The sequence below is a fragment of the Bacteroides ihuae genome (assembly GCF_900104585.1).
In the GTDB taxonomy this organism is placed as follows: Bacteria; Bacteroidota; Bacteroidia; order Bacteroidales; family Bacteroidaceae; genus Bacteroides; species Bacteroides ihuae.
Genome location: NZ_FNVX01000006.1, coordinates 947537 through 968597, shown reverse-complemented (window position 1 = coordinate 968597; position 21061 = coordinate 947537). Strand labels below are relative to the sequence as shown.

14 protein-coding genes are annotated in these 21061 nt (G+C 43.6%); 8 read left to right on the top strand and 6 right to left on the bottom strand.

The features are described 5' to 3' along the window. Position 1: 1 nt before the first annotated feature. Positions 2-883 (top strand): succinate--CoA ligase subunit alpha, encoded by an 882-nt coding sequence (gene sucD, locus BQ5338_RS14625; RefSeq protein WP_071147530.1) that lies wholly within the window; start codon positions 2-4, stop codon positions 881-883. Positions 884-983: 100 nt separating this feature from the next. Here the strand turns inward: sucD and BQ5338_RS14620 are convergent, their stop codons facing one another. From BQ5338_RS14620 to BQ5338_RS14595, 6 genes are all read right to left on the bottom strand, one after another. Further along, positions 984-1856: a DMT family transporter gene (locus BQ5338_RS14620; RefSeq protein ID WP_071147529.1), complete on the bottom strand. Its 873-nt coding sequence runs from the start codon at positions 1854-1856 to the stop codon at positions 984-986. Positions 1857-1970: 114 nt separating this feature from the next. Then, positions 1971-3845: a DEAD/DEAH box helicase gene (locus tag BQ5338_RS14615; RefSeq protein ID WP_071147528.1), complete on the bottom strand. Its 1875-nt coding sequence runs from the start codon at positions 3843-3845 to the stop codon at positions 1971-1973. Positions 3846-3980: 135 nt separating this feature from the next. Beyond that, positions 3981-5039 (bottom strand): tyrosine-protein phosphatase, encoded by a 1059-nt coding sequence (locus BQ5338_RS14610; RefSeq protein ID WP_071147527.1) that lies wholly within the window; start codon positions 5037-5039, stop codon positions 3981-3983. Between the two features lie 161 nt (positions 5040-5200). Continuing rightward, positions 5201-6127, bottom strand: a complete 927-nt coding sequence (locus BQ5338_RS14605; RefSeq protein WP_071147526.1) for a carbohydrate kinase family protein — start codon at positions 6125-6127, stop codon at positions 5201-5203. Next, positions 6115-6720 carry an SIS domain-containing protein gene (locus BQ5338_RS14600; RefSeq protein ID WP_071147525.1) on the bottom strand — a complete coding sequence of 202 codons (606 nt, stop codon included), beginning with the start codon at positions 6718-6720 and terminating at the stop codon, positions 6115-6117. The genes BQ5338_RS14605 and BQ5338_RS14600 overlap by 13 nt, the downstream gene beginning before the upstream one ends. Before the next feature lie 18 nt (positions 6721-6738). Continuing rightward, on the bottom strand, positions 6739-7272 hold the full coding sequence (locus BQ5338_RS14595; RefSeq protein WP_071147524.1) for an LOG family protein: 534 nt from the start codon (positions 7270-7272) through the stop codon (positions 6739-6741). A gap of 104 nt (positions 7273-7376) precedes the next feature. Between BQ5338_RS14595 and BQ5338_RS14590 the strand changes: the two genes are divergently transcribed. The 7 genes from BQ5338_RS14590 (at position 7377) to BQ5338_RS14560 (ending at position 20959) form a co-directional block, all read left to right on the top strand. Continuing rightward, on the top strand, positions 7377-8597 hold the full coding sequence (locus tag BQ5338_RS14590; protein ID WP_071147523.1) for a M16 family metallopeptidase: 1221 nt from the start codon (positions 7377-7379) through the stop codon (positions 8595-8597). 583 nt (positions 8598-9180) lie between these two features. Next, positions 9181-10830, top strand: a complete 1650-nt coding sequence (locus BQ5338_RS14585; RefSeq protein WP_071147913.1) for a DUF6377 domain-containing protein — start codon at positions 9181-9183, stop codon at positions 10828-10830. 224 nt (positions 10831-11054) lie between these two features. Further along, positions 11055-14027, top strand: a complete 2973-nt coding sequence (locus BQ5338_RS14580; RefSeq protein ID WP_071147522.1) for a SusC/RagA family TonB-linked outer membrane protein — start codon at positions 11055-11057, stop codon at positions 14025-14027. Between the two features lie 12 nt (positions 14028-14039). Further along, entirely contained in the window at positions 14040-15560 is a 1521-nt protein-coding gene (locus tag BQ5338_RS14575; protein ID WP_071147912.1) for a RagB/SusD family nutrient uptake outer membrane protein, read from the top strand. Positions 15561-15581: 21 nt separating this feature from the next. Next, positions 15582-17075: a glycoside hydrolase family 30 protein gene (locus BQ5338_RS14570; RefSeq protein WP_078063507.1), complete on the top strand. Its 1494-nt coding sequence runs from the start codon at positions 15582-15584 to the stop codon at positions 17073-17075. Positions 17076-17098: 23 nt separating this feature from the next. Then, positions 17099-18424, top strand: coding sequence for a DUF5125 domain-containing protein (locus BQ5338_RS14565; RefSeq protein ID WP_071147521.1), 1326 nt, complete (start codon positions 17099-17101; stop codon positions 18422-18424). A gap of 321 nt (positions 18425-18745) precedes the next feature. Further along, positions 18746-20959 (top strand): glycoside hydrolase family 3 C-terminal domain-containing protein, encoded by a 2214-nt coding sequence (locus tag BQ5338_RS14560; protein WP_071147520.1) that lies wholly within the window; start codon positions 18746-18748, stop codon positions 20957-20959. Positions 20960-21061: the final 102 nt, after the last annotated feature.

Below are 21061 nucleotides of genomic sequence, written 5' to 3'. Positions count from 1 at the left end.
CATGAGCATACTTATAAATGAATCTACACGATTAATAGTGCAAGGTATCACCGGACGTGATGGAGGTTTTCATACTCGCAAAATGTTAGATTACGGTACACAAATAGTGGGTGGAGTATCACCCGGAAAAGGAGGCACACAGGTGCATGATGTTCCAGTGTTTAACACCATGCAGCAGGCTGTGGAGCAAACCAATGCTAACACATCTATTATATTTGTTCCTGCTCGTTTTGCAGCCGACTCCATCATGGAAGCTGCCGATGCAGGTATCAAACTCATTATCTGCATAGCCGAGGGTATCCCTACGCTAGATGTTGTCAAAGCTTACCGATATGTGCAACAGAAGGGCGCACTACTCATCGGTCCTAATTGTCCGGGTTTGGTAACTCCCGGAAAGAGTCTTGCCGGTATTCTTCCGGCTCAGATCTTTAAACCTGGCAGAATTGGAGTAATGAGTCGTAGCGGCACACTAACTTATGAAATTGTTTATCATCTTTCTGTTGCCAGTTTGGGGCAGTCTACGGCCATTGGAATGGGTGGCGATCCTGTTGTGGGTCTTTATTTCATTGACCTGCTAGATATGTTTGAAAACGATCCTGAGACGGATGCTATTGTGATGATAGGGGAGATAGGTGGCAATGCAGAAGAACTGGCTGCGGAACATATTCGCAAGCACATCACCAAACCTGTGGTGGCGTTCATAGCCGGACAGTCGGCCCCTGTCGGAAAGCAGATGGGACATGCGGGGGCTATTATATCGAGTGGATCGGGTACGGCTGCCGAGAAAATAGAGTATTTAAAGGCTGCCGGAGTGCTGGTGGCGGATGAACCTTCACAGATTCCTGAACTATTGCAATCGTCCAACTCTAGCAAGGCAAAGTAGATATTGTCAGATTAATATTTTTCTTCCATTGTTAGGGGCAACCCAATACTAATCGACTGTTAACTTATGAGCATAGTTATACCTTTGCTCATAAGTTGGCTTATGCTTTCGAAGAACGAATGATTAGGATTACTACGGAAGTAATAATCAGCATGATTCCTATGGCAATGCTTTGAGTGAATACTTCTCCAAAAACGAAGATGCCCACACATACAGCTGTGACGGGCTCCATAGCTCCGAGTACGGAAGTAAGTGTTGAGCCAATATTTTTAATGGCTCGCACCAATGCCAAATTGGATATGACGGTAGGAATGATTGCCAATAGCAATAAATTGCGGGCTGTTTCCACATCCTTGATGGGTTGTACTTCACCAAAAATCTCTATCAGGATAAAGAGGAGGATGCCTCCGAATAAAAATACGCAGAATGTTAGTTTCAATCCCTTCATTTTGCAGATCTTTAATTGGCTTATTGTGATCAAATATAGAGCGTATCCAAGGCCAGAGAGTAACACGATGAAGAGCCCTGTTGGGGTAATGGAACCGGATGTATTACCACATGATAAGAGAAACACCCCCAAAACAGCAATGCCTACGGCTATAAGTCGCCACGTTGACCTCTTTTCATGAAAGAAAATCATCATGATGATAGTTGTGAATACGGGGTACATGAAGTGTATGGTAGTAGCTATACCGCTAGGCATGAATTTATATCCCCAAAAGAGGAAGATGGCCGCAGCATCGTAGAGAAAAGCCAACAATAAGAGTGAGGGTATATCCTTTATACGAATGTGGAATGATTGCTTGGTAAGCACTAGTATGCTTGCTAATGCCAAGCAAGCAAAGAGAAAGCGATAGAGTAAGATGGATTCGAATCGCATCCCCTGATGCATAATAGGGATGGTGAACAATGGGATAAGGCCGAAACTAGCCGATGAAAGCAATCCATACAAAAAACCGTTTATCTTGTTCATGTTGGGGGGTAAAGCAAAATCATGCATTTCTCTGTTTCATAGACGGATACAGAATTATGCATGATTTTAATGTTCTCTGGGTTTCAAACGGCACTTTTGTGCTCGCTTAAAGGACTATTTTTTTGGCTTTCTTCTTGCCCATCCTTCTTCGCTGAAGTCAGGTTCCTTGCCATTTAATAGATTTTGCCAATCTTCTTTTTTCTTTGGTCCTCTGGCAGTTTCGTAACCACGTTCTTCGCGGCTTGTAGTGCTTTTGGGTCGAGAAGCTCTAAAAGGTTTTGCCCCTTCGCTTCTTCTAGGTGCGCCATATTTTCGGCCTTCACCTCTGCCTTCTCCTCTTGGAGCGCTGCCACTTTCTTCACCGGCTACTTCTACCGAAACCTTGCGGCCGCCTACTGACGATCTATTCAGAGATTCAATGACGGTTTGCGTTTGTTCGTTTTCAACTTCGAAGAATGAAAAATTCTTCATCAGGTCGATACGTCCTATCTGTACGCGTTTGCTTACGTTTTTGTTGATAAGCTCTATTAGTTGGCTGGCAAAGAAATTATCCATCTTGCCCATATTGATGAACAGACGAGTATATCCAGCTTCAGCTTTACGACCTCTTCCACCATCATCACTGCGATCGCGTCTTTCTCTTTCGCCACGTCCGTCAGCACTAGGTGCTTCTATTTCTTGGCGATCACGGTAGTATTCCAAGAAGCGATTGAACTCCATTGATACCATGCGCTTAATCACGTCCTCTTTACTAAGCCACTCCAGTTTACGATAGATAGAAGGCATGAAGTCTTCGATCTCTTCTTCGTTTACTTTCACCTTTTCGATATCGTCGATCACCTTGATCAGTTGTTTTTCACAGATTTCTTTGCCTGTAGGCATTGTTCCTATGATAAACTTCTTACCGATGATGCGTTCTATCTCGCGTAATTTTCCTTTTTCGCGCATATTAACGATAGCGATGGAAGTTCCTGTTTTTCCGGCACGCCCGGTACGTCCGCTACGGTGAGTATAGCTCTCCGTATCATCAGGTAATCCGTAGTTGATGACGTGCGTCAAATCGTCCACGTCGAGTCCGCGTGCGGCTACGTCAGTAGCTACAAGTATTTGTATGTTGCGTATGCGGAATTTCTGCATTACGGCATCGCGTTGAGCTTGTGAGAGTTCGCCATGTAGCGAGTCTGCGCTGTAGCCCTCTTGCATCAATTTGTCTGCAATCTCTTGCGTTTCCTTACGGGTGCGGCAGAAAATGATACCATATATTTGTGGATAAAAGTCGGCAATTCGTTTCAGTGCGGCAAATTTGTCTTTTGCCTGCACCATGTAAGCCACGTGTTTCACGTTGTTGGTACTTTCGTTTTTGCGTCCGATGGTGATTTCTTTGGCATTGCGAAGGTAATTCTTAGATATGCGCGCTATTTCGGGTGACATGGTAGCCGAGAACAACAGAGTGTTGCGGTCTTCGGGTACATCGGCCAAAATAGCGTTAATGCTTTCGGTAAAGCCCATGTTGAGCATCTCATCAGCCTCGTCCATAATGACGTTAGTGATAGTCGATAATGATACCGTTTTGCGTTGCATCAGGTCGAGTAAACGTCCCGGAGTAGCAACGATGATGTGCACGCCGTTTTTCAGGCTGCGAATTTGGCTTTCGATGGAAGATCCTCCATATACGGGAAGCACTTTTAGTCCGTCAATGTACTTGGAATAGTCATTCAAATCGCCGGCTATCTGTAAGCAAAGCTCGCGGGTGGGGCATAGAACGAGTGATTGTGGAATACGTTTCTTTACATTTATTTTCTGTATGATTGGCAGACCGAAGGCGGCAGTCTTTCCTGTTCCGGTTTGTGCAAGGGCTACTACATCATTGCCCTCTCCCAATAAATACGGTATTACTTCTTCTTGTACTGGCATGGGATTCTCATATCCCATTTCTTTAATTGCTTTAAGTATTTCCGGGGAAACGCCTAACTCTTCAAAATTCTTCATTAATTTTCTGTATATCTTTATATTTCGGTCGCAAAGTTACGGATAATTTTTGGTTTTTACGCTTATTGAATAAAATAAAGAACAGAAAGGCTTAATTATTGATACAAAGCGACTTACGTTCACCGTACAATGATGTTATTCTAGCAAGACATCTCTCAATCGTGCTCTCTTTTCTTTATTAAGCCCGAGGCCTTTTTTGAGATAAGTGTCTACATCTCCGTAATTTTTCTCGATTTCCTCTTTAGCAGCATTCAGAAATTCGTCTTGCGTTGAGAATAGCGTTGTGATAGCTTCCTGCGACTGTACAGGTTGCTTATAGGCATATTTTGATACAGCTTTGGGTATGCTTAAGTAGTTATTGCTTAGGTGATAATCTTCCATGATGACATCTTGGTTGACTCCTAAAGCCGTTAGAATGAGTGCCGCCACCACATCTGTGCGTCCTTTGCCTTCAGAACAATGAAAGACAATCGGATAATTCTCTTTGTTCAGTAAGACTTCGAAGATTTTTTTGTATTCCGGTTGATAGCGAATTGTAAGTTCCTTATATAACTTCTTTATTATGCGAGAAATGGTATCTCCTTTTATCTTCTTTTGTTGAAGGTCCTTCAGTATTCCATCCATACTGCCTGTGGCGATGGGGATGTGAACGACATTGAAACCTTTTTGAAGAGGGGAGACATTAGTCAATTCTTGGTTAGAACGCAGGTCGATAATTGTTTTTATTCCAAGATGTTCCAGTTTTTTGAATGAGCATTCTTGCAAATGGTTTATTTCTCCTGAACGGTATAGCATGCCCCAACGAATATTTCTGCCTGCTGCAGCTTGATAACCGCCCAAATCTCGGAAATTCTGAACTCCCTGAATATTTATATTTCGCGCGGCTACTTTTACTCGATATTGGTTGTTGAATACCATGAGATAATAGTATCGTTCTTTCGGATTATTGGTGATGACGGTGAGCCGTTGATTGGCAATATCGGCCATTGCCACGGGGATGTCCTCTGTTATCATTTCCGGATCCGTAGAAGCATATATCTTAACCTGTCCCTTTATAAGGGGAGCTGTTTCCCATTTGATGATGCAATTACCTACATCGTTTTCTTCGCACACCACTGATATGTTTGGAGAGTTATCCGAACAAGAGGGAAGAAGTAAAATAATGCTTAGCCAACTCAGCAAGTTTTTGTACATAACCGTTTCACTTATCTATTTTAGATTGCTTTAATTGCAAAGATATAGATTCTAGCCACTTGGTATAATAACTTTGCTATATTTAGATAAATGACGAACACTTTTAACAAAAAAAAGCGTTTGTTTCCATAAAACGGGCCATTTACTTATCAGGGAAGCGTTTATTCGTTCGGGTATTTTGTGGCAAAGTCTTTGGAGACAGAGTTGTTCAGGCTGCAGCAAACTTCAGCAGAGAAATCTTTTCCGCACTGAATAATCTTATCCCATGTTTCTTCGTTAATAGTGTCTAGATCACGGTAACGCACTCCGTACTTTAGCAGACCAAAGATGATTCCTGCATTGAAATTATCGCCTGCTCCAATGGTGCTAACTGTTTCGATGGGTGCAACCGTATACTCCTTCGATAGACGGTTGCTGCGGAGTGAAATGCAATTCTCACCGGATGTGTATATAAAGTTGGGGCAATAGAACTTAATCTTGTCTTTGTACACTTTATCCACATCTTTCATACCATACATATAAAAGAAGTCTTCATTCGATCCGCGTACAATGTCGGCATACTCGAGGTTCTCTATAATGATGGGCGTTAGCCTCATTGCCTGGTCTTTGTGTGTACTGCGGAAGTTGGGATCGTAATATATAATGGCTTTGCGTTCGCGAGCCAGTTCCAGTAGTTCTGTCATCTTATCTCGAAGAACAGGGTTGAGTGCGTAGAAGGAGCCGAAGATAACAATGTCGTCTTCGTTAATCTGCGGATAAATCACATCGAGCCGCTGTTTGGGATATTCTTTGTAAAAGATATATTCGGCATCATTCTTTTCGTTTAGGAAGGCTAATGACACGGGTGACTTTCCATCTGGAAACACATTTACATGATCTGTTGGGATGTTATTCTCTTCCATGAAACGAAGGATAATCTTTCCCACATGGTCATTACCTGTTTCGCTGACAAAACGCACGTCCACGCCCATACGGCCTAGTGATACGATTCCGTTGAATACTGATCCTCCCGGCACGGCTGCCGAAGGTTGATTGTTCTCAAAGATGACGTCTAGAATGGTTTCGCCAATGCCGATTACTTTACGCATAGTTCTCTTGATTTTTCACCCAGATAGCCTCCGTGATGGCGTTTGGAATAATCTTCAATACTAAATCCAGTTTTTTTCATCGTTTGCACTACCAATATATCTCCGATGACGGTCATTATGGTGGTCGAAGTAGTGGGTGTCATACCGAGTGTACATACTTCTTTGGGTCTTCCGGTGCAAAGGCAAACATTCGACTCATCGGCTAGCGGACTATCTGGATTTCCAGTGATGACGATGAATTTCAATTCAGGGTTCAGATTGTGTGCTAGTCGTGTAAGCTCCACTATTTCTCGAGTTTTACCCGAGTTGGAGATTAGCAATAGCAAATCGTTTTCTTGCAAAATTCCTAAGTCACCGTGTTGAGCTTCACTAGGGTGTAGGAAGACGGATGGTATACCGGTAGAGCAGAAAGTAGTGGCGATGTTCATGGCTATTTGTCCGGCTTTTCCCATGCCGGAGGTTACTAATTTGCCTTTCTTTTGATGTATCTGTTCTACGATGAGGCCTACGGCTTTCTCGTAAGCGTCAGTTATGGGTATGTTCAGCACGGCTTCAGCTTCTTTCTGCAAGAGCTCTTGAATCGATTCAATCATTCTTATTGTTCAGTTGGGTTATTTTAATAGGAGGGCAAGTTCTTCAAATGAGTTTGCCACGGCATAAGTATTGCGTTGTTGTTTGCGAATGAAGTATTTCTGCTCCATCTCATTGAGAGCTGCCAGCAAGGAATTATAAAATCCGGCTATATTGTAAAACACTATTTTCTTGCTATGATAGCCGAGGCTTGCCGCAGAGATTACATGAAAGACCTCGTCGAGTGTACCTATACCACCGGGAAGTGCGACCAGAATATCCGATTTTTCTACAATTATATCTTTTCTATCGCTGAGATTGCTGGTTTGTATAACTTGGTCGGGTAGGGAGCTTGTTCGCCCGTTTTCTTCTAATAGTGCAGGAATAACGCCTATGACTTTACCCCCATTCATTTTGCTTGCCCGAGCGATGCATTCCATTAGTCCAAGGTTGGTTCCTCCGTACACAAGTGTTTTTTTTTCTTTCCCCATCCATTCGCCTAATTGGCGCGTAGCTTCCACAAATTCTTGGTCGATTTCGTTGGATGCGGAACAGAAAATACCGATCTTTTCCATAAGTGTTGTGATATTATAGCTTGCAAATATCTGCAATTTTCTATAAACCGCAATAAGTTTTATTGTATTTTTGCAGCCTCAATACAATAACTGTTTAGAAAACAATGGATTACAATCAACATACTTTAGCGAATGGTCTTCGCATTATTCACGAACCTTCGCTATCGAAAGTGGCCTATGCGGGCTTTGCCATGGATGCCGGCACCCGGGATGAAGGAGATCACGAACAAGGGATGGCTCATTTTGTCGAACATCTTGTCTTTAAGGGCACTACCAAACGAAAAGCTTGGCACATTTTAAATCGCATGGAGAATGTGGGAGGCGATTTGAATGCTTATACCAATAAGGAGGAGACAGTGGTGTATGCCTCTTTCTTGATGCCGGACCTCGATCGGGCGATAGAGTTAATGGCCGATATGGTGTTTCATTCCATCTTTCCTCAGGTTGAGATTGAGAAAGAGAGAGAGGTGGTTATTGATGAAATTCAGTCGTATGAGGACAATCCTTCCGAACTGATCTTTGATGATTATGAGGACATGATCTTTCGCAATCATCCCCTCGGACATAATATTCTAGGCAATCCCGATATGCTGAAAACTTTCCGTACGGAGCATCTTGCAGCATTTGTGGCCAATCATTATCAGCCATCGAATGTAGTTCTGTTTGTGTTGGGTAACTTCGACTTCAAAAAAATAGTTCACCTAGCAGAGAAGTACACCAAAGATTTACTCTTTACCGAAAGGATTGAAACTCGTACCCCTCCAGCACTCTATGTGCCCGAATACCGAGTGATCAATAAAGATACTCATCAGGCTCACGTAATGATTGGCAATCGTGGATACGATGCTCATAATGATAAGCGTACAGGACTTTATTTACTCAATAATATCTTGGGTGGTCCCGGTATGAACAGTAAGCTCAACGTATCGCTTCGCGAGCGTCGCGGATTGGTCTACAGTGTAGAATCCAACCTAACCTCTTACACCGACACGGGCGCTTTCTGCATCTACTTTGGTACTGATCCCGAAGATGTAGATACCTGCTTGAAGCTTACTCACAAAGAGCTGAAACACATGCGCGATGTGAAGATGACTTCTTCTCAACTAGCAATAGCCAAGAAGCAACTCATCGGGCAGATAGGGGTGGCATCGGATAATTACGAGAACAATGCTCTGAGCATGGGAAAAACCTTTCTACATTACAATAAGTATGAATCACCCGAGGTCGTTTTTCAGCGCATTGAGAGTATTACTGCCGAAGAACTGCTGGAGGTAGCCAATGAAATGTTTGCCGTAGATCAGCTTTCTACGCTGATTTATCGTTAGAGCTTGCTGCCAGACTAGCCGATTGTAGGATTAAGAGACAAGGCACTAACGTTAATCGGGGAATTACAAGCAATATTAGGTCGTCATTGTTTACAGAGTTTACAGATACTGTTTTTTATAAAACTCTTAACTTCAACTTCTTGAAGTGGTGCATTCAAACTCGCCCACAAGCTTTCTGTGAGATGGTTTAAAATGTCAACTACTCCCTTGCCTTGTTCACTTAATTAAGTCCAATGTCATTTAGAGCACTGTACAATTGAAACGAATATAAAAGAAGCTCTTAGTCAGTTATTTGTCAAGGTTTTTGAATCGTTCAATTCCCCCTCTACAAGCGTTGTGAGAGGGGGCTGGTGAATTAACTAGATCAGCGTGGTGAATTAACTAGTTCGCCGCGCTTAACTAGTTAATTCACCACGCTGATCTAGTAAGATCTATTTGGGATCTGTTATATGTAAATAAATAGTGGTAACGAGCTTAACTAAATAACATTGTAATCAAACCGATAAAATCTGAAAAGCTTGTGCGAATCACACAAATGTTAGTATATTTGTCCTATTGTGACCTCCATATTATGAAAACGATGATGAGATACAAATTGAGGATTAGCTTTCTGTTGACCGGCTTATTGCTTTCTTCCGGTATTGCCTTTGCCGATAATGAAATCGACTCGCTGCTGAATGTGCTCGACAGAACAATAACCGCACACCATTCCTTTAGTGCTAAGAGAGAAGCACATATCATAAAACTTCAGCAAAGCTTGGGTGACGTGAATTCTTTGGATCAAACATATGATTTGAATATGTTGCTCTTTAAGGAGTATCGTGCTTATGTTTGCGATTCGGCCATTCATTATCTCGATAAAAACATAGAGATTGCCCGGACTATGAAAAATGAGTTCAAAGAAAATGAAAGTAAATTACTGCTCTCTTATCTTTTGGCTTCTTCAGGTATGTATAAAGAATCTGTTGACATGCTTCAAACAATTAATCGACCTAAATTAGCTCAAACTCTTTTGCCTGATTATTACTCCTGTTTTGATCATGTCTATGGAGAACTGGCTTACTATACACAAGATAAGCAGAGCACGGTGCTCTATCGCAAAATCTCGGATACATACAAGGATTCACTTTACAATATTCTGGACCACGGTACAGATCTTTACTTGTCGATGAAGGAAACTTCATTGAGAGATAACAGACAGTTTGCTGAGGCTTTGCACATCAATGATCTCAGGTTGTTGAAAGCACCTTTCGGTACTCCGGAGTATGCAATGATCATGTTTTATCGGGCTTTGGTGTTTCAGCAAAATGGCGATTTGGAACAAGAGAAGAAGTACCTTGCTCTTTCGGCCATTTCTGATATTCAATCGGCCATTAAAGACCATGCTTCTTTGTGGATGTTGGCCCAATTGCTCTATGAAGATGGTGACGTGGAACGATCTTATCGCTACATCCGTTTTTCGTGGGATGAAACCAACTTCTATAATGCCCGGCTTCGGAGCATGCAGAGTGCCGGAATCCTTTCACTCATCGATAAAACCTATCAAGCCTTGATTGAGAAACAAAACCGTCAGCTCGAAAATTACCTGATGCTCATCAGTGTATTGGTATTGATGCTTATGGGAGCTTTGACTTACATTTATCGGCAAATGAAACGGCTATCGGTGGCAAGAAACCATTTGCAAACAGCCAATGGACAGCTCAAACAGCTCAATAATGACTTGCAGCAGATGAATCTTTGCCTGCAATCGACCAACTTAGAACTCTCTGAATCCAATCAGATCAAAGAGGAGTACATTGGGCGATTCATCAAGCTTTGTTCTACTTATATAGATAAACTGGATGCTTATCGGCGGATGGTGAGCAAGAAGATCTCTGCCGGACAGGCAGGCGAACTCTTGAAGATTGTGCGCTCTCAAGATGCCTTAGAATTGGAACTGAAAGAGCTATACGACAATTTCGATTCAGCTTTTCTTCAACTTTTCCCTGATTTCGTGAAGAAGTTTAATGAGTTGCTGCAAGATGGTGAACCGGTACTTCCCAAGAAAGGTGAATTACTCAACACGGAGCTGAGGATATTCGCCCTTATTCGTCTGGGTATAGAAGACAGTTCACAGATAGCCGAATTTCTTCGTTATTCCGTAAACACGATTTATAACTACCGCGCTAAAGTGAAAAATAAAGCTCGTGTGTCTCGTGAAGAATTCGAATCACTGGTCTGTAAGATACGCTAAGCGTTTGTATATCATCCACTTTTTTGTTGTTTTGTGATTTCTGTATTTCATTGTGTATCAGTGTAATACACAGGTATTGTTGTGCGGGTAATCCACTAAATCCCCACATGCCATGAGTGAGAGATCAATTTCTCTCTACTTTTGGCTTATTGTAAAGTTGCCCGCTCCTGAGGGGTTAGCAAGGCAGCAGTTACCTAATATCGTTAAACTTAAAATTAATACGTATGAAAAAGAACAAGCGAAAACTCCTCCCGGGGTATAGCAAGATTTTCTTTGCTTTATTAGTATTGTTTCTATCATTAAGTGCGTTCGCACAAAAAATCACTGTCACAGGACAAGTGACGGATTCTCAAAACCAATCGATTATTGGTGGTAGTGTACTCGAGAAAGGTACTACCAACGGTGTTATTACCGATTTAGACGGCAATTTCTCGTTGAGTGTTGCTAATGGTGCCACGCTGGTTATCTCTTATGTGGGCTATAAACCGCAAGAGGTGAAAGCAACTGCTCACATGAAGATCGTGTTGAAAGAAGATAATGAGTTGCTCGATGAGGTGGTGGTTATCGGTTATGGTTCGGTGAAACGTAAAGATGTGACAACTTCCATCTCTAGTGTATCTACCAAAGATCTTGATCAACGTCCGATTATCTCGGCAGGACAGGCCATTCAGGGTAAGGCAGCCGGTATCTCTGTGATGCAACCCAGTGGTGAGCCTGGATCAGGCTTGTCTATCCGTGTGCGTGGTACTACCTCCTATAATGGGAGCAATGACCCGCTCTATGTAGTGGATGGGGTGCCGATGACGGACATCAACTATCTTTCTGCCAATGATATAGAGAGTATGCAGATACTTAAAGATGCCTCCTCGGCTGCCATCTATGGTTCTCGCGCAGCAAATGGTGTCATTATGATTACGACCAAACAGGGAGCTAAGGGTGTGGCAAAAATAGCGTTGAATGCGCATGTAGGTGTAACGCAGGTGAACAACAAGATAAAATCTCTGAATATGGCTCAATATAGAGAATTGATGGATGAGATAGGAATTGTACATTTACCTGACGGGCTGAAAGATGAAACCAATTGGTTTGATGAAACGTATCGAACCGGAGTAACACAGAACTACCAAGTGTCTGTGTCCAATGGTAACGAGAAATGGAAGTATTTCCTTTCTGGTGGTTACACGGATGAAAGCGGAGTCATTAAGACTGCTTTCTATAAACGTTATAATTTCCGTGCTAATATAGAGAATCAGGTACGCTCTTGGTTGAATGTTAGTGCCAATGTGGCCTATTCCGATTATACCAGCAATGGAATTATTTCCGGTCAGGGTTCTAATCGTGGAGGTGTCGTCCTTTCAGTTATCAATACGCCTACTTATGGTAAAATATGGGATGATGCTAATCCTGGGCAGTACTATAACAATTTCTATGGAGTGAATATCACTCATCCGTTGGAAAATATGGCTCGTAGCGAGAATAACAAAAATAATACGAACCGATTGATTGCTACGGGAAAGGCGGAGATTACTTTTCTACCCGAGCTGAAGTTGAAGTCAACGTTTACGCTCGATCGTGAATATAACAACACTACTAACTTCCTTGATCCACTTAAAACGAGTTGGGGAAGAAATCAGCATGGTGAAGGAAAAGACGAACGCTCTCAAAACTCCATTCTTGTTTTCGATAATATTCTGACTTACAATAAGTCAGTGAAAAAGCATAATTTTGATGTGATGGTTGGCTCTTCGTGGACTGGTTCTAAATGGTCTCAGAGTTATATCAACGGTTCTAACTATCTGAACGGTGCTATTCAAACGTTGAATGCGGCCAACAATATTGCGTGGGATAATACTGGTACTAAAGGTTCCGAATGGTCCATTATGTCTTACGTAGGTCGTCTGGCTTACAATTATGACAGCAAATATCTGATCACTGCAAATATGCGTGCTGACGGTTCTTCAAAATTGCATCCTAGTCAGCGTTGGGGGTATTTCCCTTCTGTATCAGCTGCATGGCGCATCTCTTCGGAAGAGTTTATGAAAGAATTTACTTGGATCAATGACTTGAAATTGCGTGGCGGTTGGGGACAAACCGGTAACCAATCGGCTCTTGGTGATTACTCTTATTTTATGCGTTATGACATCCATCGGGTGCAATGGTGGGAAACAGGTAATGAGCAGGCTGTGCCTACCCTGAAGCAAGCCAATCTGCGCACCTTGGATCTGACTTGGGAGACGACTTCGCAAACAAATGTTGGTATTGACTTCACGGTATTGAATAGTCGTTTGACGTTTTACCTCGATTATTATTACAAGAGAACCTCTGATATGTTGATGAAGACATCTATTCCTGAAGGACAGTCTTCCGATAATATAATCCGTAATGGGGCTAAAATGATCAACAAAGGTTTTGAGGTTACCGTTAATTCGCGCAATCTTACCGGAAAGTTCTCTTGGGATACTGACTTCAATATCTCCTTTAACAAGAACAAACTAACGAGTCTGCTACTTACTAAAATTTATAATGATGCCGTGACGAGCGATGCGTTGCATCAATATGTGGTTCGAAACGAGGTCGGTCAGCCGTTGGGATCTTTCTATGGCTATATTAGTGACGGCGTAAATCCGGAAACAGGTGAATTGATGTACCGTGATATCACTGATGACGGGATTGTCTCAACTTCAGACCGTACATACATCGGTGACCCGAATCCTGACTTTACTTTTGGTCTTACCAACTCATTCTCATGGAAAGGATTTAGCCTGAGCGTATTTTTACAAGGCAGTTATGGAAATGATATCTACAATGCTTCTCGTATGGATACAGAGGGTATGTATGATGGATTGAATCAATCGACCCGCGTGCTTAACCGCTGGCGCATACCCGGACAAATTACCGATGTACCCAAGGCCGGTTTCAACATGCAGAACTCATCTTACTTCGTAGAAAATGGCAGTTATCTACGTGTGAAAGATGTCTCACTCTCTTATAACTTCACCGATAAGCTACTTAAGAAATGGGGCATCAGCCGCTTGCAACCTTACTTCACAGCCAACAACCTGATTACTTGGACCGATTATTCGGGCATGGATCCGGAGGTGAACCAATGGGCAAATAGTGGAGCTGTGCAGGGTATCGACTGGGGCACTTATCCTCAGAGTAAATCGTTTGTGTTTGGTTTAAATGTTGAATTTTAAATGATAAATAGTATGAAACTCAAATCTATTATAATCGGTTCGCTGGGCTTTACTCTGGCACTGACCTCTTGTTCGCTTGATTATAATCCGGTATCTGATTATTCGGATGTAACTATCGGTACATCCGGTGGATCAGGAGATGGGATTCCCTTTAAGAATCGTGCCGAGATGCTTACTCAGTACGAGGGCATGTATTCTCGCATGCGTGATAACCAAGAACATTGGTATATGGATCAAATGCTTCTGGCTGAGGCTCATTCCGACAATGCTTACGGAGGCTCTACCGGAGCTGAAGTGGTTCCTTTCGAGAATAATTCCATTGATGGGGCTAACAGTGTACTTACTCGTGACTGGAAACAATACCTTACGGATATTGCTACTGCTAACAAAATCACTTATTATGTAGACAGTGTGCCTGACGTTTCTTTTGCACAATCTGAACGTGATCAATGGAAGGCTGAGGCAAAGATTTACCGTGGAATGATTCTTTTTGATATGACTCGTATTTTTGGAGCTATACCTTTGATCACCACCATTGCAGGCAATATTACTGCAGAAAATATTAATGAGATATATCCTCTTTATTACCCCAAACAAGCCACAGTCGAAGAGATCTATGCGCAGATCGTGAAAGATCTCACGGAAGCGCTTGTTTCGGCTCCCGACAATAATCCGTCGGATAAAACACGCCTTACTAAGTCTGTTGCTCGTGCTTTGCTAGCCAAGGTGTATGCTGAGAAGCCTATGCGCGATTACACTAAGGTGATTAAGTACTGCGATGATTTGGTGAAAGATGGATTTACGCTGGTAGGAGATTATGAAGACCTCTTTGGGATGAATGCTGATAATACGGACTGCAAAGTGCGTAATACTTCCGAATCCATTCTGGAACTGCAATATCCCGTAGGTAGCGGCAACTGGGTGAGTTGGATGTTTGGGCGCAATGTATCTAATTGGGATGAGAATTTTACTTGGTCTAAATGGGTCACTCCTTCTCGTGATCTCATCAAGGCTTATCAGGATGAAGGAGATGTGGTGCGCTACAATCAGTCTATTGTTTATTACGAGGCTGCATGGAGTAATTACTACCCCTCAAGCAATTACCCCTTTATGTACAAATGTCGCTCCAGTCATAGCAACATCATCAAGTTGAGATTAGCGGATATTCTGTTGCTCAAAGCGGAAGCACTCATCATGGGGACAACACCGGATCTTGGTGCGGCTGCAACCATCATTAACATCATCCGCAACCGTGTCGGATTGGATCCGCTACCGTCATCCACCACTTCTTCCAAAGAGAATATGCTTGCTGCATTGCTCAAAGAACGTCGTTTGGAACTGGCTTTTGAAGGTCAGCGTTGGTTCGACCTTTGTCGACTGGGTAAAGTAGAAGAGGTGATGAATGCTGTGTATGCCAAAGATAGCGGACGTAAGAGTAGAATGAGAGTGTTTGATGAAAACTCTTACAAACTACCAATTCCGCAGGCTGTGATAGATATGAATCCCAATTTGGTACAAAACATTGGATATTAATCTAAAGAAACTTAATATAGAATGAATATCAAAAGCCTTTTAAAGAGCTTGCTAAGTCTTCCTGTGGTGCTTGTGGCCTGTGGCAGCGACACACCCGCTGATCAGCCAATTGATCCCGGAACGGGTGGTGAAACAAAAGGTGACGTAGCGATCTACGTCACCACCAATAACCGTTCGCAGGACTTTGCAAAGAAGACGGCCGATTTTAGTGAGAAGTCTAATATGTCTCCCACTACCGTCACGCTCGACCCCACTGTGCGCTATCAGTCAATGGATGGTTTCGGAGCAGCTATAACCGGCTCTACCTGTTATAACCTGCTGAAGATGACGGCTGAGAATCGGGCGAAATTCCTCAAAGGAACGTTCTCCAACGAGGAAGGTATGGGTTACAGCTATGTGCGCATTTCCATCGGATGTTCGGACTTCTCGTTGAGTGAATATAGCTGTTGTGACACTCCGGGTATAGCAAACTTTGCCTTGCAGAACGAGGAGACACAGTATGTCATCCCTGTGCTGAAAGAGATTTTGGCCATCAATCCATCGTTGAAGATCCTCGGCTCTCCGTGGACCCCTCCGCGGTGGATGAAGGTGAACAATCTCACTGACTTGGCTCCTTATAACTCGTGGACGAGCGGTCAGCTCAATCCCATCTATTATCAGGACTATGCCACTTACTTTGTGAAATGGGTACAGGCGTTTCAGGCACAAGGCATCTCCATTTATGCGGTGACGCCTCAGAACGAGCCGCTGAACCGTGGTAACTCAGCTTCACTCTTCATGGGATGGAAAGAAGAACAAGCTTTTGTCAGAGATGCGTTGGGTCCTAAATTTAAGTTGGCTGCACTCTCTACAAAGATCTATGCCTTCGACCACAACTACAACTATGACAATGTAGCCGATCAGAATGATTATCCTTTGAAGATGTATGATGATGAAACGGCTGCCGCCTTCCTTGCCGGAGCTGCTTATCACAACTACGGAGGAGATCGCGCTGAACTGAACGATGTGTATGGCAAACGCCCTGACAAAGAATTGATCTTTACCGAAACATCCATTGGTATGTGGAATGATGGTCGCAATCTCTCCACACGTTTGATGGATGATATGGAAGATGTGGCGTTGGGCACGGTGAATAACTGGTGTAAGGCCGTCATGGTATGGAACCTGATGCTTGATACGGATCGAGGTCCTAATCGTGAAGGAGGTTGCACCACCTGTTACGGTGCGGTAGATATCAGTAAGAGCGATTATAAAACCATCACCCGTAACTCTCACTATTACATCATTGGTCATCTGTCTTCTGTTGTGAAACCGGGAGCAGTTCGTATTGGTACCAAAGGATATTCGGCTAGTGGCATTACCTATTCGGCTTTTGAAAACACCGATGGAACCTATGCTTTTGTGTTGCTGAATAACACCACCCAAGCCAAAACGATTACGTTGAACGATGGCAATCATCATTTTGCATACGAAGTTCCCGCCAAAGCTGTGGCTTCGTATCGCTGGAAAAAATAGTTAATTATTAAATTTAATGGATCATGAAGAACTTAAAATATATTTTGTTTGCATTGGCAAGTGTTCTGTTGCTCAATTCTTGCGACGACGATGAAGCTGTGCCCGGTAATCCGGTTATAGACTCTAAGACCACCTTTGGCAGTGCAATGTTTGGAGATAGTCTGGCGTTTACTGTCGCTGTTTCCGATGCTGATGTACCCCTTTCTACCTTGAAAGCCCAACTTTACTATGGTGAAGAGAAGGTTTCCGAAACTGTTATTCGTACCAAAACCACTGCCGATTACAGTGGGAAGATTTATGTTCCTTATTATGCCAACATTCCCAATGGGAAGGCTACTTTGAAATTGGTTTTGCAGAACATTCATTTCACCATCACCGAGAAGGAGTATGAGGTTGCTCTTACTCGTCCGGACTTTGCTTATCTTACCTTTGTCACTACGGATAAAGAGTATCGCATGGAACGAACAGGTTTGTATCAGTATGAACTTACGGGTACCTTTCCGCAGAAGGTAAAAGGGTATATCAAGTCGCCCAAAGCTTCTGCCCAAGGTAATGAAATAAGCTTCGGATGGGATAGTGGAGCCATCACCCAGGGAACTACAACGCCTATCAGTTTCTCTAGTTCAAGTGCAGGCGAATACACGATCAATTTCAATACCCTGACTTATGCGGCAGCTCCATTCATTAAATTGTTGGTAGGCGGCAAAGAAATGCAGATGATTGATGATGATAACTATAAAGTAGATCTCACCCTGACGCAAGGACAGAAACTGGAACTTTCCGGCTTCCCGAATTATGATCAATGGTGGATAGATCCCGACTTCTTTGTGCGCGGCACCGATGGGAAATTAGAGTTATTGCCTATTGGCGGAAGCTATCGCATCATAGCCAACTTTAAGTTCAATTACTTTAGTGTTGAGGCTCTCAAAGATGGTAATACCGCTACCCTGCAAGCAGACGGTACCGGAGCGATCTGGATCATTGGTGACGGTATCGGTAAACCCACTGTTGCAGGTAATCAGGTGAGCTGGAATCCGGGTAAGGCTCTTTGCATGGTGCAGCATGAAGCTAAGAAATATCAAGTGACGGTTGTAGCCGGAACATCGGTGAATGCGAGTGATATCAACTTCAAATTCTTCCATCAAAAAGATTGGGGAGGTGAATATGGAGCCACAACACTTTCTACCACAAGCGATGTAATTTTTGTAGGCGATGGCACTAATGGGCGCGATGGTGGTAACTTGGGCATTGTGACCGGCAAATCGCTCGAAGCGGGTGCAACCTACGTGTTTACGATCGACGTAACCGCAGGTATCAGTAAAGCCGTTCTTACGGTGACTAAAAAATAACATTCGGGATAGCGCTCAGGAATCAGGTTGATTGGTTGAATAGCCATAGTCGGAGGATATCTTTGTACATGGTGAGTCTAAAATTGAAATGATTTCTTGATAAAATCAAATTGCTTTAGTGAGAAGACTTGTCTGTAGCCGTTTCACTAAAGCAATTGCTTACATTTATCGGCGCAGAGCGTACAAACGATAAAAATGGCCATTTTATCGAATAAATGGCGCATGGAATGAGCGGTAAGATTGCTACTTCCTTTGTCGTTTTATCGCTTGTGTACCCTTCTTGTTTTTCAATAGTAAGTAATTAGTAAAATAGTAATTAGTATGAAGTTAAAAAGTATTTTGGTGACTGCATCCTTCACTGCATTGCCGCTTTTTGCGCAGCAGCAGAAGCAGGTGTATCTGGATGCGTCCAAACCCATCGAAGAGAGAGTGGAAGATGCGTTGAAGCGTATGACGCTGGAAGAGAAGGTCGCCATGACCCATGCGCAGTCTAAGTTCAGTTCCCCGGGTGTTCCCCGCTTAGGGATCCCCGAGAACTGGATGACGGACGGCCCGCACGGCATTCGTGCGGAAGTGTTGTGGGATGAATGGTATGGTGCCAGCTGGACGAATGATTCGTGCATTGCCTTTCCCGCACTTACTGCGTTGGCTGCTACGTGGAACACGGATATGGCTGCTCTTTATGGCAAAAGTATCGGTGAAGAGGCCCGTTATCGCAATAAGAACGTGCTTCTGGGACCGGGTGTGAACATCTATCGCACACCGCTCAACGGCCGAAACTTTGAATATATGGGTGAGGATCCTTTCTTGGCTTCTAAGATGGTGGTTCCCTACATTCGTGAGGTGCAGAAGAATGGTGTGGCTGCTTGCGTAAAGCACTATGCGCTCAATAATCAGGAGATATATCGCGGACACATCAACGTGGAAGTAGATGACCGTGCGCTGTATGAAATCTATCTGCCTGCCTTCAAGGCTGCGGTGGAAGAGGGACACGCTTGGGCCATCATGGGTTCGTACAACCAATATAAAAACGAACATTGCTGTCACAACCAGTATCTGCTGAATGATATTCTGAAAGGTGAATGGGGTTTTGATGGTGTGGTGATATCCGACTGGGGTGGGGTGCACGACACTAAACAGGCCATTTTCAACGGACTCGACATGGAGTTTGGCAGTTGGACTAACGGGATGACGTGGGGTAAGAGCAATGCGTACGATTATTATTACTTGGCTGACCCTTATCTTGAGTTGCTTAAGAGTGGCGAGGTAACGGATAAGGAACTGAATGACAAAGTGCGTCGCATTCTTCGCTTGGTGTTCCGCACCAACATGGCCAAAGATCGTCCTTACGGTTCCTTTGGAACGGAAGAACATGCCTTGGCCGGACGAACCATTGCGCAAGAAGGCATCGTGTTGTTGCAGAATCGTGGCAACCTGTTGCCTGTGGATCCTGCTAAGACAAAAAGAATACTCGTGGTGGGCGAGAATGCTGTGAAGCGTATGACTATTGGTGGCGGATCTTCCTCACTGAAGGCGAAGTACGAAATCTCTCCGCTGGCAGGTATTGAAGCTCGTGTGGGTAGTGCTGCCAATGTGATGTACATGCCCGGATATGCTTCTCCCGCAGTAGCAGAACAGGATAAGAAAGGTGCCAAAGCAGAAGAAAAAGTGATTGATTTCGACAAGTTGCGTGCCGATGCGGTGAATGCGGCCAAAGAAGCTGATGTGGTGTTCTTCGTGGGCGGACTGAATAAGAATGATGGGCAGGACTGTGAAGGAAATGACCGTAGCTCATTGGGCTTGCCTTATGGTCAGGACAAACTCATCTCCGAACTGGTAAAGGCGAATCCGAACACGGTAGTGGTACTGGTTACCGGCAATGCTGTGGCCATGCCATGGGTGAAAGATGTTCCCTCTATCGTGGAGACATGGTATAGCGGTACCGAAGCCGGCAATGCCCTCGCTTCTGTGCTGTTTGGCGATGTCAATCCGTCGGGCAAACTTCCGTTTACCTTCCCGGTACGGTTAGAAGATAACGGTGCACATGCCCTTGGCGAACATCCCGGAGACAGCATCAATGTGAAGTATAACGAAGGCGTCTTTGTGGGCTATCGTTGGGCCGATAAGCAGAAGAAGTCAAAACCTCTCTTTGCTTTTGGTCACGGACTGAGCTACACCACCTTTGCGTACGGTAAAGTAACAGCCGATAAGAAGGTGATGACTGCCGATGAAAGCATCACTTTCAGTGTAACGGTGAAGAATACAGGTAGCCGTGAAGGTCAGGAAGTGGTTCAGCTCTACATCAGCGATAAGAAATCCTCTCTGCCACGTCCTGTGAAGGAACTTAAAGGATTCAGCAAAGTCAAACTTGCAGCCGGAGAAGAGAAAGTGGTAACTTTCAGCATTACTAAAGATGCCCTTAGCTTCTTCGACGATGCTAAGCATCAATGGGTAGCTGAACCCGGACGATTTGAAGCTCTTGTCGGTGCCTCTTCGGCAGATATAAAAAGCAGTGTGGCGTTTGACTTGAAGTAAACTTCAGTTTTCAAATTTAGAAGAGCCATCTTTAGCCTGTATACACAGGGTCAAGATGGCTCTTCTTTATAGAGATTCAATACATCTATCGTGCTGCTTCTT

Excerpts from the sequence above, each read along its gene's own strand:
- sucD (WP_071147530.1), top strand. The coding sequence starts at position 2 with ATGAGCATACTTATAAATGAATCTACACGATTAATAGTGCAAGGTATC.
- BQ5338_RS14620 (WP_071147529.1), bottom strand. The coding sequence starts at position 1,856 with ATGAACAAGATAAACGGTTTTTTGTATGGATTGCTTTCATCGGCTAGT.
- BQ5338_RS14615 (WP_071147528.1), bottom strand. The coding sequence starts at position 3,845 with ATGAAGAATTTTGAAGAGTTAGGCGTTTCCCCGGAAATACTTAAAGCA.
- BQ5338_RS14610 (WP_071147527.1), bottom strand. The coding sequence starts at position 5,039 with ATGTACAAAAACTTGCTGAGTTGGCTAAGCATTATTTTACTTCTTCCC.
- BQ5338_RS14605 (WP_071147526.1), bottom strand. The coding sequence starts at position 6,127 with ATGCGTAAAGTAATCGGCATTGGCGAAACCATTCTAGACGTCATCTTT.
- BQ5338_RS14600 (WP_071147525.1), bottom strand. The coding sequence starts at position 6,720 with ATGATTGAATCGATTCAAGAGCTCTTGCAGAAAGAAGCTGAAGCCGTG.
- BQ5338_RS14595 (WP_071147524.1), bottom strand. The coding sequence starts at position 7,272 with ATGGAAAAGATCGGTATTTTCTGTTCCGCATCCAACGAAATCGACCAA.
- BQ5338_RS14590 (WP_071147523.1), top strand. The coding sequence starts at position 7,377 with ATGGATTACAATCAACATACTTTAGCGAATGGTCTTCGCATTATTCAC.
- BQ5338_RS14585 (WP_071147913.1), top strand. The coding sequence starts at position 9,181 with ATGAGATACAAATTGAGGATTAGCTTTCTGTTGACCGGCTTATTGCTT.
- BQ5338_RS14580 (WP_071147522.1), top strand. The coding sequence starts at position 11,055 with ATGAAAAAGAACAAGCGAAAACTCCTCCCGGGGTATAGCAAGATTTTC.
- BQ5338_RS14575 (WP_071147912.1), top strand. The coding sequence starts at position 14,040 with ATGAAACTCAAATCTATTATAATCGGTTCGCTGGGCTTTACTCTGGCA.
- BQ5338_RS14570 (WP_078063507.1), top strand. The coding sequence starts at position 15,582 with ATGAATATCAAAAGCCTTTTAAAGAGCTTGCTAAGTCTTCCTGTGGTG.
- BQ5338_RS14565 (WP_071147521.1), top strand. The coding sequence starts at position 17,099 with ATGAAGAACTTAAAATATATTTTGTTTGCATTGGCAAGTGTTCTGTTG.
- BQ5338_RS14560 (WP_071147520.1), top strand. The coding sequence starts at position 18,746 with ATGAAGTTAAAAAGTATTTTGGTGACTGCATCCTTCACTGCATTGCCG.